General features: G+C 70.8%; 14 protein-coding genes. 7 read left to right on the forward strand and 7 right to left on the reverse strand.

Annotation, left to right across the window (positions count from 1 at the left end; translation table 11 throughout):
• Positions 1-98: 98 nt before the first annotated feature.
• Positions 99-893, forward strand: a complete 795-nt coding sequence (locus tag CK500_RS06045) for a protein sorting system archaetidylserine synthase (RefSeq protein ID WP_095636355.1) — start codon at positions 99-101, stop codon at positions 891-893.
• A 125-nt stretch (positions 894-1,018) separates the two neighbouring features.
• Here the strand turns inward: CK500_RS06045 and psmB are convergent, their stop codons facing one another.
• Positions 1,019-1,750 (reverse strand): archaeal proteasome endopeptidase complex subunit beta, encoded by a 732-nt coding sequence (gene psmB, locus CK500_RS06050; protein ID WP_095636356.1) that lies wholly within the window; start codon positions 1,748-1,750, stop codon positions 1,019-1,021.
• 247 nt (positions 1,751-1,997) lie between these two features.
• A complete protein-coding gene (locus tag CK500_RS17345) occupies positions 1,998-2,171 on the reverse strand; it encodes a hypothetical protein (RefSeq protein WP_198951513.1) in 174 nt (57 codons plus the stop codon).
• A 355-nt stretch (positions 2,172-2,526) separates the two neighbouring features.
• On the opposite strand from CK500_RS17345, the gene CK500_RS06055 reads away from it, so the two are divergent.
• Complete coding sequence (locus tag CK500_RS06055; protein ID WP_095636357.1) at positions 2,527-3,204, forward strand: uracil-DNA glycosylase family protein; 678 nt, start codon at positions 2,527-2,529, stop codon at positions 3,202-3,204.
• A 300-nt stretch (positions 3,205-3,504) separates the two neighbouring features.
• On the opposite strand, the gene CK500_RS06060 is transcribed toward CK500_RS06055, so the two are convergent.
• The 4 genes from CK500_RS06060 to CK500_RS06075 form a co-directional block, all read right to left on the reverse strand.
• Positions 3,505-4,683, reverse strand: a complete 1,179-nt coding sequence (locus tag CK500_RS06060; protein ID WP_095636358.1) for an asparagine synthase C-terminal domain-containing protein — start codon at positions 4,681-4,683, stop codon at positions 3,505-3,507.
• Positions 4,684-4,688: 5 nt separating this feature from the next.
• Positions 4,689-5,372 (reverse strand): PHP domain-containing protein, encoded by a 684-nt coding sequence (locus tag CK500_RS06065; protein ID WP_095636359.1) that lies wholly within the window; start codon positions 5,370-5,372, stop codon positions 4,689-4,691.
• A 399-nt stretch (positions 5,373-5,771) separates the two neighbouring features.
• Complete coding sequence (locus tag CK500_RS06070; protein ID WP_095636360.1) at positions 5,772-6,041, reverse strand: DUF7513 family protein; 270 nt, start codon at positions 6,039-6,041, stop codon at positions 5,772-5,774.
• Complete coding sequence (locus tag CK500_RS06075; RefSeq protein WP_095636361.1) at positions 6,038-7,612, reverse strand: Na+/H+ antiporter NhaC family protein; 1,575 nt, start codon at positions 7,610-7,612, stop codon at positions 6,038-6,040. The genes CK500_RS06070 and CK500_RS06075 overlap by 4 nt, the downstream gene beginning before the upstream one ends.
• A 429-nt stretch (positions 7,613-8,041) precedes the next feature.
• Here CK500_RS06075 and CK500_RS06080 point away from each other — a divergent pair, with 429 nt between their 5' ends.
• The 4 genes from CK500_RS06080 (at position 8,042) to CK500_RS06095 (ending at position 10,937) form a co-directional block, all read left to right on the forward strand.
• Positions 8,042-8,512 (forward strand): 30S ribosomal protein S15, encoded by a 471-nt coding sequence (locus CK500_RS06080; RefSeq protein WP_095636362.1) that lies wholly within the window; start codon positions 8,042-8,044, stop codon positions 8,510-8,512.
• A 171-nt stretch (positions 8,513-8,683) separates the two neighbouring features.
• Positions 8,684-9,964 carry an exonuclease RecJ gene (locus tag CK500_RS06085; protein ID WP_095636363.1) on the forward strand — a complete coding sequence of 427 codons (1,281 nt, stop codon included), beginning with the start codon at positions 8,684-8,686 and terminating at the stop codon, positions 9,962-9,964.
• On the forward strand, positions 9,961-10,293 hold the full coding sequence (locus CK500_RS06090) for a KEOPS complex subunit Pcc1 (protein WP_095636364.1): 333 nt from the start codon (positions 9,961-9,963) through the stop codon (positions 10,291-10,293). The genes CK500_RS06085 and CK500_RS06090 overlap by 4 nt, the downstream gene beginning before the upstream one ends.
• Positions 10,290-10,937 (forward strand): 30S ribosomal protein S3ae, encoded by a 648-nt coding sequence (locus tag CK500_RS06095; protein WP_095636365.1) that lies wholly within the window; start codon positions 10,290-10,292, stop codon positions 10,935-10,937. Before CK500_RS06090 ends, CK500_RS06095 begins: the two co-directional genes overlap by 4 nt.
• Before the next feature lie 436 nt (positions 10,938-11,373).
• On the opposite strand, the gene CK500_RS06100 is transcribed toward CK500_RS06095, so the two are convergent.
• Entirely contained in the window at positions 11,374-11,946 is a 573-nt protein-coding gene (locus CK500_RS06100; RefSeq protein WP_095636366.1) for a GNAT family N-acetyltransferase, read from the reverse strand.
• Between the two features lie 114 nt (positions 11,947-12,060).
• Here CK500_RS06100 and CK500_RS06105 point away from each other — a divergent pair, with 114 nt between their 5' ends.
• A complete protein-coding gene (locus tag CK500_RS06105; RefSeq protein WP_095636367.1) occupies positions 12,061-12,339 on the forward strand; it encodes a DNA-directed RNA polymerase subunit L in 279 nt (92 codons plus the stop codon).
• The last annotated feature ends 18 nt before the right edge of the window (positions 12,340-12,357 follow it).

The raw sequence follows: 12,357 nt of genomic DNA on the forward strand, positions 1-12,357 counted from the left end.
CGACGAGGGAAACCCCGCGAACGGCGCGGCCTCGGCCGCCCCCGGTCGATGCTCCGCAGATAACAAACCCTAAAACCCGGCTCGGAGACCGATCCCGTATGCATTTGCGGTTCGTCGGGCGGCTCGGGCTCGCCGACGCGGTGACCGTGGCGAACGCCGCGGTCGGCTTCCTCGCGGTCGTCGCCGCCGCTGTCGACGTCCGGCTCGCGGCCCGCCTCATCCTGCTCGCCGCGGTCGCGGACGGGCTCGACGGCGTCGTGGCGCGCCACCGCGGCTCCACCGACGCCGGGCCGTACCTCGACTCGCTGGCCGACGTGGCGTCGTTCGGCGTCGCGCCCGCCGCGCTCGTGGCGTTCGTCGTCCTCGACGCGCGGTCGTTCGCGGCCGATCCGGTCTTCGTCGCGGCGGCCGTCGGCGTCGCGGCCCTGTTCGTCTCCATGGCGGTCGCCCGGCTCGGGATGTACACGGCCTACGACACCGACGAGCGGGTGACGGTGGGCGTGCCGACGACGCTGGCGGCCACGGTGCTCGCGGCAGCGGTCATCGCCGGCTACACCGCTCCCGCGCTGCTCGTCGCGGGGACCGCCGCGTTCGCCCTGCTGATGGGATCGACGGTCACGTACCCCGACCTCCACGCGCAGGACGCGCTCGTGATGGGCGTCGTCCAGGCCGCCGTCATCCTGACGCCGGTCGGCCACATGGCCACCTCGATCCTCCCGGCGTGGATCGGCGAGGGGTTCGCGTTCGCGCTGCTGTTCCTCTCCGTCGGCTACCTCGTCCTCGGCCCGCGGTTCTACTGGGGCGACGGGATCCGGTCGCCGACGGACGTGAGGGACGCGAAGGAGGGGACCGACGCGAAAGACGCCGACGCTGTCGAGGATCGCGGTGCCTGAGTCGTCGGGTCGACCGGTCGTCCGGTCGGTTCGATCGGTCCGGTCGGCTCTAACGATGAGGACCGAAACGGGGAAAAAGGCCGACAGAAGCGGAATCGGCGTCGATCGCGACCGGATGACCGCGTTTAAAGCAGGTCGTCGAAGTCTTTGTAGCGGGTGATGTCGACGCCCTCGTCGGTGACGACGGCGACGTTGATCCCGTTACCGGACGCGAGGTCGCGTTCGACCGCGGACTGGATCGCCTTCGCGGCGATCTCGGTCGCCTCGTCGACGGTCACGTCGTCGTGGTACTCCTGCTCTAAGACACCGAGTGCGTACTGCGAGCCGGAGCCGGTGACGGTGTACTCCTCCTCGGTGGTGCCGCCGAGAGCGTCGATGGAGTAGATGTGGGCGCCCTCGTCGTCGACGCCGCCGAGGATCGGCTGGACGATGTAGAACGCGCCGGAACGGAGGAGGTTCCCGGTGAGCGTCGACAGCGCCTCCATGGACATGTCCTTGCCGCGGCGGGTCTCGTAGAGGCTCGTCTCGGCTTTCAGCGTCGAGATGAGGTTCTGAGCGGCGGAGACGGAGCCGGCGATGGTCAGGGCGCCGCGCGGGTGGACTTCCTCGACCTTCTGGACGTCCTTCGAGGAGACCATGCCGCCGAGAGAGGCGCGCATGTCGGTCGCCATCACGACGCCGTCGGCGGTCTTGATGCCGACGGTCGTGGTGCCGGTCTTCATCTCGCCCTCGCCGTCGGCCTGCGCCGCGCGGCGTTCGCTGTGTTCGAACTCGCCGATCTCGGGTCCGAAGACGGGCTGGTCGCGGCCGAGCTCCTGGGCCGGTCCGTCGGAGAGGTCGCCAGTCGGTGTTCGCATTACGCCTCCGTTGGCTCGGCGCGCTGATAAAGGCAACCCTTCGGGGACCGACCGCCGGTTCCGACGGGTCTATTCGTCGTCGCGGTCGGGCCGCTGAAAGCCATCGCAGTCGGGCCGTTGGAAGCCCTCGCTCTGTCGGGAGCTCGGCTGTCGCGCCGATCGCTCTCCGGCGGCGACGCGCTCGAAGCGGGCGCTCTCGAAAAGGGACGCGGTCGAAAACGAGACCGTCACGACGGTGCCGGCGCGCTCACTCCTCGGTGGCCTCGTACGCCTCGCCGGTGGTCTCGACGAGCCGGCCGATGGGGACGTTGATACCGAGTCGCTGGCGGGCGAAGACGGCCACCGGGAACAGCGAGATCCCGACGGCGACGGTCGCCTGGTGCAGCCCGAAGAGGGCCGCCGTACGGATGCGGTCGAACATGGGTCTTCGAACGACCCGAGCGGAGGTGTGTATAAATACTTTCCGGGGCTACCGGCTCGCCGACCCCGGCGCAGTAATGCGGTTTCGGGTCGTAGATTAACGATTATGAAATATAACCGGGCGGCCGTCGCGTTCGGGATATCCACGGCGGTGCGAATCCGACTCTTTTCCATAAGTTATGCGTATCCATCGCGCCTCGTGCGCCTCGCATCCGTGCGGTCCCCGCGGGCCTCGGCGGCGTTCCGATCGGTATCTCGGGGTTCCCCGGAACCGCGTCCGGAGTTCGGGGTGAAACCCGACCGGGTCCCGCCGCGGACCGAACGGGATTTAACCGGTCCGTCGCCTACCTCGCGGCGTGCAGAACGTCACGGACAGGACGCGGAACCCGTTCGGGATGCGCCCGGACTGCGAGTCGTTCGTCCCCGGCTACGGCGACGCCAACGCCGACTTCCACGTGATCGGCGATCACCCCGGGGCCCACGGCGGCGCCGACGCCGGCGTCCCGTTCACCGGCGAGCCGTGGTCGGACGCGTTCCTCTCGGCGCTGGTCGATGGCGGGCTGATCGCCGGGTTCGACGAGGGGCCGGCGGCCGACGACGACCTGATAGACGACACCCGGGCGGCGGACCCGATCGCCGCCGACCGGACGTTCTTCTCGTACCTCCACATGTGCGTCGCCGACGGCGTCCCGGACGAGGCGGCGTACGACGACATGGAGCGGTTCTTCGACGCGGAGCTCCGGGCGATCGCCGCTCACGTCCTCCTCCCCGTCGGCGCCCGCGCCACCGACCACGTCCTCCGGGAGTACACCTCGCGGGCGCACAAGACGGAGCTCGACATGGACGCGCTCCACGCCGAGGAGCTGCTCGGGTCCGGGTGGCTCGTCCTCCCGATCAAGGACCCCGCCGAGTGGGTCGCGGGCGACGGCGACCGGCTCGCCGACGCGCTCCGCGAGCTCCGATCGACGGACTTCCGCCGCGAGAGCGACCTCGGGCGCTTCATCGCCGGCAGCGATCCGTACTTCGTCAGGTGACGCGACGCCCGCCCTCCCGTCTCGATTCCCCCGTCGGATGGATGTGCGGTTCCGGCGACTCTTGGCGGCCCCGATCGGATCGTTCGGGTCGAATCCGTGAAATTACTGTTCGATCGTCATTCATTCGCGGGATGACGATGTCATATTTGTCACTACTACCTGAATTTTATATCGCTCCCCGTTATCCGTCAGTAGGCGCCCGACCGATCGGGCGTCGGCCGTAGGACTGGTACTCCATACGGCGGCTTGGTCAGCATCGGCCCTCACGGGCCGTTTTTCGTGCGGATCGGTCCCCGCCTCTCACTCGGACAGCAGCGCGTCGAGGTACTGCCCGACGTGGTCGTCCATGCGCCGCTTGAACCCCGCCCGCCGCGCGAGCCGGTCGAGCTCCCGAGAGACGTACGTCCCGTACTGGACCGCCTTCTTGTCGGCCGTCCGGACCGACTCGGGGACGCGCTCGGCCGCCGCCCGCCGCAGCGCGATCTTGCGGTCCCCGTCGCTCGCGAGCAGTTCGCCCGGCAGCGCGAGCGCGGCGGCGACGATCCGGTCGTCGAGCAGGGGCGCGACCGGCTCGACCCCGGCGGCCCGGAGCGCAAGCGCGTCGCGTTCGAGCTGGTCCGGGAGGGAGCGGACCGTCTCGGTCCGCGCGCCGCGAACCGTCTCCGCCGCGACGCGGTCGTCGCCGACCGGGTCGGCGACCTTGCTGTAGCCGCCGAACAGCTCGTCGGCCCCCTGCCCCACCGCGAGGCGGTCGATCCCGTCGGCCGCGGCCGCCTCCGCCGCGAGGTACAGCGGGACCGCGATCGCGACGTCCATCGGGTTCCGCCGCCCGGTCGCCGCGGCGACCTCGCGGACCGCGCGCACGAGGTCGTCGTGGGTGATCTCGACGACGCGGAGGTCCAGCTCCATCGCCGCGGCGGCCTCGCGGGCGGCCGCGACGTCGTGACACCCATCGAAGCCGGCGACGTAACACGGCGCGTCCGGGACCGCGGCGGCGACGACGCCGGAGTCGACGCCGCCGGAGAAGGCGACCGCGAGGGCGTTTTCACCGCCTTCCGCGTCGAGGTCCCCGAGCGCGGCGTCGAGCGCCTCGTCGACCGCGGCCTGCCCCGGACCCGGATCGACTGGCCCGTCGTCCGGAAGCGACCAGGCGCGCTCGGTCCCCGTGCTCGACGCGAGGGAGCCGGCCGGAACGGATTCCGGATCGTCGAGGTCGGTCCGGTCGAAGCTCCACGCGCCGGGGTCGGTTGGATCGAGTCCGGTCGCGGGATCCCCGGCCTCCCGCTCGACGAACAGCGGCTGGCGACCGAGCACGTCCCTGACGAGCACCGGTCCCTCGCGGTCCGGCGGGTCGCGCAGGAGTCCGGCGAAGCCGCGTCCGCCGGGAAGGGGGTCGCCGTCGCGGAGGGCGTCGCGGACGCGGTCGGGCGACGCGCCGCGCAGATCGGGATCGGGATCGGAGGGGAAAGCGTCCGCCATCGCGGTCAGCGGAGCGCGTCCAGCGCCCGGAGCGCGCGGCGCTTGGCGCCGCCGCCGAACTGGCGGAGCGAGACGCGCCACGGGGTCCGCTTCCCGACGACGCTGGTCCGGCCCTCGGCGATCCCGTCGAGGATCGCCTCGGCCGAGCGCTCGTCGGCGCCGACCTCGGTCACGGCCTGTCCGACCATCTCCGAGATGTGAGCGTCGCTGCCGGCGGTCATCGGCATCCGGTTCCGGATCGCGAACTTCTCGGCCTGCCGGTTCGAGCGCCCGGTGAACAGCCGGGAGTTGTACACTTCGAGGGCGTCCGCGCTCGCCAGCTGCTCGTCGCTGATGTGCGCGGCGACGCCGTGGCGGGACTTCTGGAAGGGGTGGGGAACGACCGCGATCCCGCCCTGATCGCGGATCCGGTCGAGGGTCTCGTCGAAGGGGAGCCCGCTCTCGACGCGCTCCTCGATGCCGAACGCGAGGACGTGGCCGACCGCGCTCGTCACCTCCATGCCGACGATGCCGACGAGCCCGTAGTCGGGGGCCTTCTCGGCCGCCTCGATGCTGGCGTCGATCTCGTCGTGGTCCGTGACGGCGAGCGCGTCCAGCCCGACCCCCGCCGCCTGCTCCAAGAGGAGGTCGACCGGATCGCGCCCGTCGTAGGACAGCGCGGAGTGCGCGTGCAGCTCGACCGATAACACGCCTCTACGTTCGGCGGTCGGAATAAAAAGCGCCCCGGTCTGTGGCGGCTCCACCATCTGCGCAGGCGCCTGCCACGCTGTCACCAGCGACGAGATATTTAAGCGAACACGAGCGGTGGCGCGCCGCCGAGCGGCCGCCCCCGGCGGCCGCGAGGTGCCCGCGAGGGAGGTCGGCGGCGGCCGCGCTGCGGTGCGGTTCCGCGGCCGCCGCCGGCCGAGGTTGGGGAGGTGTGAGGTGCGGAGCGGTGCGGAGCGGGACCGAAGGATCAGTCGCCGGCGGCAAGCCGCCGGCTGGGACTTTGCAGGCCTTCACCGCAGTATCGTCGATCACCTATAAACAGCAGACGGCAACGCCACCACTCGACTTATCGGTATAAAAACGACTCCGCGAGAGTCGATCTAGAACGCGCTCTCGCCGACCGTCTTCCGGTACGTTCCGACTCCGCGGTGGGCGCTCTCGTCCCAGGAGTCGACGTCGACGAGCACGCGGGTGTTCACGGCGTCGGCCGGCGCGCCCTCGATCCGGAGCGTCGAGTCGCCGATGCGGGCGACTGCGGTTCCGCCGTCCTCCGCCCCGGTCACCATCACTTCGAGCGTGTCCCCGGGCTCGTAGTCGGGGGTCGACCCCCGGAACGAGAACCCGGCGAAGAACTTGTCGAAGCGGCTCATGCGCGCGACACCTCCTCGGAGGTGCGGTCGGGAATGTACTCCCGCCCGAAGCCGGTGATCGCGGCCAGCAGGAAGACGATCACCAGGAACCAGCCGTGGAACACGTACGGCACCACGTCGATGGGGTTAACCACCATCTCGGGGCCGTACTCCGCGCCGAGCCCGCCGGGCCCGACCATCACCTGGTAGCCGACGAGGACCCCGCCGGCCCACGGGAAGATGTACCCGAGCGCCGACGTGTTGGCGTCGAGGATGTTCGCCCGACGGTAGCCGTTGATGTTGAACTTCTCGCCGATCCGGGCGATGTACGGCGCGATCGCGATCTCCGCCGCGGTGTTGATCGTGATCATCCCGTTGATCGTCGCCGTGCCCATGACCATCGTCAGCTCGGCCCGGCGGACGTTGGTCGCGACGGTGTTGAGGAGGAACTCCTGGATGGCCGCGAACCCGCCGCCGCGGATCATGATCTGCGCCATCGAGACGATGAGCAGGGTGAGGACGATGAGCGGGAAGAAGCCGATCGCGCCGGAGTAGAGGCTCCCGCCGACGCCAGCGCTCTCACCGACCACGACGAACGGCAGCGCGGTGAAGGTCCCGGACTCGGTCACGGTAAAGGCGAGGATGTCGCTCACCGACGAGAGCCCGAACGCGAGGTTGAACGCGACGGCGACGACGATCCCCCACGAGATCGCCTCAACGATGTGGCGTCCCGCGACCGCCGTCACGATGACGACGCCCATCGAGATCAGGTGGACGAGTCCGGCCGCGGTCGCCGTGTCGCGGAGGGCGGCGGACCCCTCTAAGCTCACGCCGGCCATGGCGGAGCCCGCGATCAGGTACGCGACGAACGCCGGGATCGCCGCCGCGATCGCGTACTTGAACCGCGAGGCGACGACGCCGCCGATGTCGGCGTCCTGCGTCACCGCGCTCACGATCGTCGTGTCGCTCACGGGCGCGAGGTTGTCGCCGAAGACGGCGCCCGAGAGGATCGCCGCGAACAGCAGCACGGGGTTCGCGCCGATGAGCACGCCGGCCGGGAAGAAGAGCGTCACGAACGCGACGGTGGCGCCGTAGCCCGTCCCGATCCCGGTCGCGAGCAGGCCGCAAAGGACGAACGCGGCGGCCGGGAACGTCGCCGCGCCGACGTTCAGCGCGTCGGCGGCGAAGATGAGCCCCTCGACGAACCCGCCGACCTGCAGCGTGTCGGCGAACATGCCCGCCCACAGCCACGCGACGATCGCGGTCGCGGCGACGCGCTGGGTCATCCCCTCGAAGATGGTGTCGGCGTACGCCTTCCAGTCCCCGCGTACGAAGAACATCCCCAAGATTGTCCCGATCAACGCCCCGATCACCAGCCCGTTCGTGTCGCCGATGCCGAGGACGCCGCTCTGGAAGATGGCCCAGAGGATGAAGAAGGCGAGCGGGATCGTGCTCGCCCACTTCCCGCCGTAGAAGTCGATTCGCGGGGAGTCGTCCCCGTCGTCCGTGCCGTCACCAACGCCGAACTCGCTGCCGTCCGGTGGCTCCCCGCCGTCAGTCGCCGACAGGTCGCCGTCTACTGTTTCGGTCATCAGTCTCTCACACGCCCTCGGTCGCCAACCACCCACGTAAATCCTCGTGTCTCCCCCTCGATCGAAAAGATCCGTCCGACTGATCGGCTCGCGGGGCTCGCGGTCCGCGTTCGTCCGCCGGCGACCGCGATCGTCCGCCGTTCTCCACGAACCCGTGGCGCGACGGCCGACGCGGGCCCACAAGAACACCCTTAAGAGGGGCGCCGACGAGGCCTCACACGGGAACAGCACAGCTGCAGATCCGACGCGCCGGGGTCTTTTCGCCCACGGCTTGGGAATGTAGCAGTGCGCCGACGCCTCCGGCGTCGCGGTCGGACGCCCGCGTTCGCGGGCCGTCCGGTCGGACCGCTCGGTCCGCGAGCCGTCCGTCAGCCGCGTCGCGCGGAGCCGCGGTCACGTTGCGGTTGTGCCGTTCCAACCAGATACACAATGGCACGAATGCACACGCGCCGTCGCGGTTCGTCCGGTTCGGACAAGCCGGCGACGGACGAGAACCCGGAGTGGAGCGACGTCGACGCCGAGGACATCGAGTCCCGCGTCGTCGAACTGGCAGAGCAGGGCCACGACCCCAGCGTCATCGGACTCAAGCTCCGTGACGAGGGCGTCAAGGGCGTTCCGGTGCCCGACGTGAAGCTGGCCACCGGCAAGAAGGTCACCGAGATTCTCGAGGAGCACGACGCGGATTCCGAGTTCCCCGAGGACCTCCGCAACCTGATGTCTCAGGCCGTCCGCCTGCGCGAGCACATGGCGGAGAACGGACAGGACCACCAGAACAAGCGCGCGCTCCAGAACACGGAGTCGAAGATCCGCCGCCTCGCGGACTACTACCGCGGCGACGAGATCGACGAGGAGTTCACGTACACCTACGAGTACGCCGCCGAGCTCCTCGGCGACGAGTAACGACGCAGACGAACGCGACACGAACGAACGCGGCTCCGACGGAGACCGGCTCCGAGGAGTGAGCGACGCGACGCAACGACGCACGACGTGGCGATCACGACGCGACCGACGCACTGATCGTGACACCACGGACGCACCGACACACGACCGCACCCACACCACACCCACCCAATGACCGAGGCCACAGCCGCCACGCCCGCCCCCGACGCCCTCGCCGACGTCCTCGCGGACGCGCCGTTCGTCCGGCTCGTCGCGACCGACGACGGCGACGCGGTCGCGGCCACCGGGCTGCTCGCGCGAGCGCTGCGGACGGTCGGCACGCCGTTCCAGGCCCGCGTGTCTCGCGATCCCGTCCCCGACGCCGGCGACGACGCCGTCGCCGTGACCGTCGGGGCGAATCGCGGTCCGCACGCGATCCCCGGTTCGGGACGCCCGGCGAGCACGACCGCGTTCGAGATCGCGCGCGCCCTCGGCGACGACCCCGACCCGGTCGTCGCCCTCGCGGGCGTCGTCGCGGCCGGCTCCGTGCCCGGCACGGACGGCTCCGGCGACGCGCTGGAGGCGGCCGAGCGCGCGGAGCTCGTCCGGCGACGCCCCGGCGTCGCGCTCCCGACCGCCGACCTGGCGGACGGGCTCGCGTCCTCGACGCTCGTCCGGACGCCGTACTCCGGCGACACCGAGGCCGCGCGGGCCGCGCTCGCCGAGCTCGGACTTCCGGCCGACCTCGACGACGACGCGCACCGGCGACTCGCGTCGCTGGTCGCCGTCGACGTCGCGGACGCGGACGGCGCGAGCGAGCGGGCGGCCTCGGCGGTCGAGCGCGCGCTCCGCCCGTACGCGACGGTCGGGGACGCGGCGCCGTTCGAGACGGTCGGCGGCTACGCCGACGCCCTCGACGCGCTCTCCCGCGCGGCCCCCGGAACGGGGATCGCGATGGCGCTCGACGCCGACCCGAGCGACGGGCTCCGGACCGCCGCGCTCGACGCGTGGCGGACTCACGGCCTCGCCGCGCACCGCGCGCTCGACGCCGCGACGACCGGCCGGTACGACGGCTGCTTCGTCGCGCGCGTCGACCTCGCGGGGAGCGACCACCCGGGGGAGGGCGACGCCGCGGCGGACGCCGACGCCGCGCCCGACGCGGCCGCCGTCCTCCCGACGATCGCCCGGATCGCCCGGGACTTCCGGTCGCCGGAGCCGGTCGCGGTCGCGGTCGACGAGGCCGCGCGGCTGCTGGCCGCGTCCGCCACCGAGTCGATCGGGCTCGGCGACGCCTGCCGCTCGGCGGCGGGCGAGGTCGGCGGCGACGGCTGGGGGACCGCCGACCGCGGCGGGATCGCGGTCGGGCCGGGGATCGAGGCCGCCGACGAGGCGGACGAAGCGAACCGGAACGGCCCCGAGGAAACCGACGGCGACATCACGGGCGCGCTCGCCGCGCTCAGGGAGGCGCTATGAGCGGGGAACCCGCTCGAGGCGGAGAGTCCGCCCGCGGCGACGGGGCGACCCGGACGGCCACCGTCCGGACGACCCACGCCGACGCCGCCCTCGTCGCCGCTGCGCTCGCCCCGGACGAGACCGACTCGATGGCGACTCGCGTCAACGGCGACGCGATCGAGTGCGTCGTCGAGCGGCCCGCCACCGGCGGACTGCGGTCGACCGTGGATGACCACGTCGTAAACCTGCGCGTCGCGGACCGACTCGTCGAGCGCGCGAGGGCTCACCTCGCGGCCGACGACGGAGCGCGCCGCTCCGACACCAACGGCGACACAGACACCAACACATGAGCGAACGATCCGTATCCAAGAGCAGAGAACAGAAGCGCTGGTACTCCGTGCTGGCGCCCGAACAGTTCGACCGGCAGGAGCTCGGCGAGACCCTCGCCGAGGAGCCCGACCAGGTCGTCGGCCGTACGATCACGACGACGCTGGGCGAGTTGACCGGCGACTCCGGCGCGAACAACACGAAGCTCACGTTCAAGATCACCGACGTGGGCAGCGACACGGCCTACACCGAGTTCATCAAGTACGAGCTCACGCGGGACTACCTGCGCTCGCTCGTCCGCCGCGGCGCCTCGAAGGTCGAGGCGTCGATCACGGTGCTGACGACGGACGACTACCGCATCCGCGTCCAGCCCGTCGCGCTGACGACGAAGAAGGCCGACCGCTCGCAGGAGAAGGCCATCCGCCGCGTCATGATCGACAAGGTCCACGCGGCCGCCGAGGACCGCACCTTCGAGTCGTTCGTCGACGCCATCGTCGAGGGGAACCTCTCGTCGGCGATCTACGGCGACGCGAAGCTCATCTACCCGCTCCGCCGCGTCGAGGTCCAGAAGCTGACGCTCGAGGCGCGCCCGTCCGAGGTCGCCGCCGAGGAGGAGACCGCCGTCGATGTCGACGCCGACGAAGTGGCCGTCGACGCCGACGAGTAACGCCGCTCCGAGCGAACCCGCAGTTTTCCCGTTTATAAACCGCATAGCGGCGGCGCTGACTGAGGATGGTTGTAATGGGGTCGGATGCGGTGGCGCGTGCCTGCGAGCGGCGCGGAAGCGCCGCGAGCCAGCACGCGCGAGGGACGCGGTGAGCGCTCGAAGAGCGCGAACCGCGAGGCTGGGGAGGCGTGAGGCTGCGGTGCTGTGCGGGACGGGTGGGATTCAAAGGGGCAGCCGTGAGGCGGGCGCAGGTGACGTAAGCACCGCAAGGAGCGAGCACTGCGAGCGACTGAGGAGCGCAGCGAGCGTGCGCCCGCCTCACGGCTGGGGCTTCGGAAGTGTTCACCGTCGATTCGACAGTAGTGACTTATAAGTTAACGGCTGCGGATTTGGAGGTGCTTTCTCCCAAACCGCCGTTAGATGTTTATAAACCCACTCACACCACCTCCCGCGTCAGCTGCTTGCGGTACGACTCGAACCCCGCGTTCTCGTAGAACGCGATCGCCCGCTCGTTGTCGACGTCGACGTCGAGCCGGAGCTGGCCGCAGTCCTCCTCGCGCGCATCGATCACGGCCCGCCCCATCAATCGGCTCGCGATCCCGGTTCCCCGATACGACTCGGCGACGTAGATGTCGCCGACGACGAGCCGATCGGGCCGGTCGAACACGGTGGGACACTCGTCGACGCTCGTCGAGACGAACGCGACGAGATCCCTGTCCGGGCCGGGAACGCCGACCGGCGCCGGATCGGTCGGATCGAGGTCGTCGACGGCGGCCTCGCTCGGGTCGGCGTCCGGACCGACCGCGACGACCCACAGGCGGCGGTCCGCGTCCTCCCGGAGCAGATCGAGCCGGAACTCCGTCTCGGCGGCGATCAGCTCCTGGTCGGGTCGGTCCGCGAGCGCGTGTGCGTCCACGCTCGCTTCGAGGTCGCGGTGATACGGCAGCCACAGGGCCGCCGCGTAGCGCTCCGCGGCGGCCTCGGTGGCCGGCAGGCGTCGGATCTCCATACGGCGGGCCACCGGGGCCGACGGCATACGCTTTCGGGTCGCGTGCGGTCCCTCCCCATCCCCGGATATCCGGGAGACGAAAGCTTGAAACGCCGCTCGCCCGACCTCACGAACATGGAACTGCGGGTCATCGAGAAGACCGACACGGAACTCCGCATCGAGATCGCCGGCGAGGACCACACGTTCATGAACGTGCTGAAGGGCGTCCTGCTTGAGACCGACGACGTCGCGGCCGCGACCTACGACATGAACCCCGAGCAGTCCGGCGGCCAGACCGAGCCGGTGCTGACGGTGAAATCCGAGTCCGGCGACCCGCTCGACGTGCTCGCCGACGCCGCCGAGTCGATCACCGACCGCACGGACGCGCTGCGCGACGCCGTGAAGGCGGCCTGAACCGGGATCGAAACTGAA

The sequence above is a fragment of the Halorubrum salipaludis genome, assembly GCF_002286985.1.
Classification (GTDB): domain Archaea; phylum Halobacteriota; class Halobacteria; order Halobacteriales; family Haloferacaceae; genus Halorubrum; species Halorubrum salipaludis.

Bases quoted from the DNA above. Each gene is read 5' to 3' on its own strand.
- CK500_RS06045 (WP_095636355.1), top strand. From the start codon at position 99: ATGCATTTGCGGTTCGTCGGGCGGCTCGGGCTCGCCGACGCGGTGACC.
- psmB (WP_095636356.1), bottom strand. From the start codon at position 1,750: ATGCGAACACCGACTGGCGACCTCTCCGACGGACCGGCCCAGGAGCTC.
- CK500_RS17345 (WP_198951513.1), bottom strand. From the start codon at position 2,171: ATGTTCGACCGCATCCGTACGGCGGCCCTCTTCGGGCTGCACCAGGCG.
- CK500_RS06060 (WP_095636358.1), bottom strand. From the start codon at position 4,683: ATGGCGGACGCTTTCCCCTCCGATCCCGATCCCGATCTGCGCGGCGCG.
- CK500_RS06070 (WP_095636360.1), bottom strand. From the start codon at position 6,041: ATGAGCCGCTTCGACAAGTTCTTCGCCGGGTTCTCGTTCCGGGGGTCG.
- CK500_RS06075 (WP_095636361.1), bottom strand. From the start codon at position 7,612: ATGACCGAAACAGTAGACGGCGACCTGTCGGCGACTGACGGCGGGGAG.
- CK500_RS06080 (WP_095636362.1), top strand. From the start codon at position 8,042: ATGGCACGAATGCACACGCGCCGTCGCGGTTCGTCCGGTTCGGACAAG.
- CK500_RS06085 (WP_095636363.1), top strand. From the start codon at position 8,684: ATGACCGAGGCCACAGCCGCCACGCCCGCCCCCGACGCCCTCGCCGAC.
- CK500_RS06090 (WP_095636364.1), top strand. From the start codon at position 9,961: ATGAGCGGGGAACCCGCTCGAGGCGGAGAGTCCGCCCGCGGCGACGGG.
- CK500_RS06095 (WP_095636365.1), top strand. From the start codon at position 10,290: ATGAGCGAACGATCCGTATCCAAGAGCAGAGAACAGAAGCGCTGGTAC.
- CK500_RS06100 (WP_095636366.1), bottom strand. From the start codon at position 11,946: ATGGAGATCCGACGCCTGCCGGCCACCGAGGCCGCCGCGGAGCGCTAC.
- CK500_RS06105 (WP_095636367.1), top strand. From the start codon at position 12,061: ATGGAACTGCGGGTCATCGAGAAGACCGACACGGAACTCCGCATCGAG.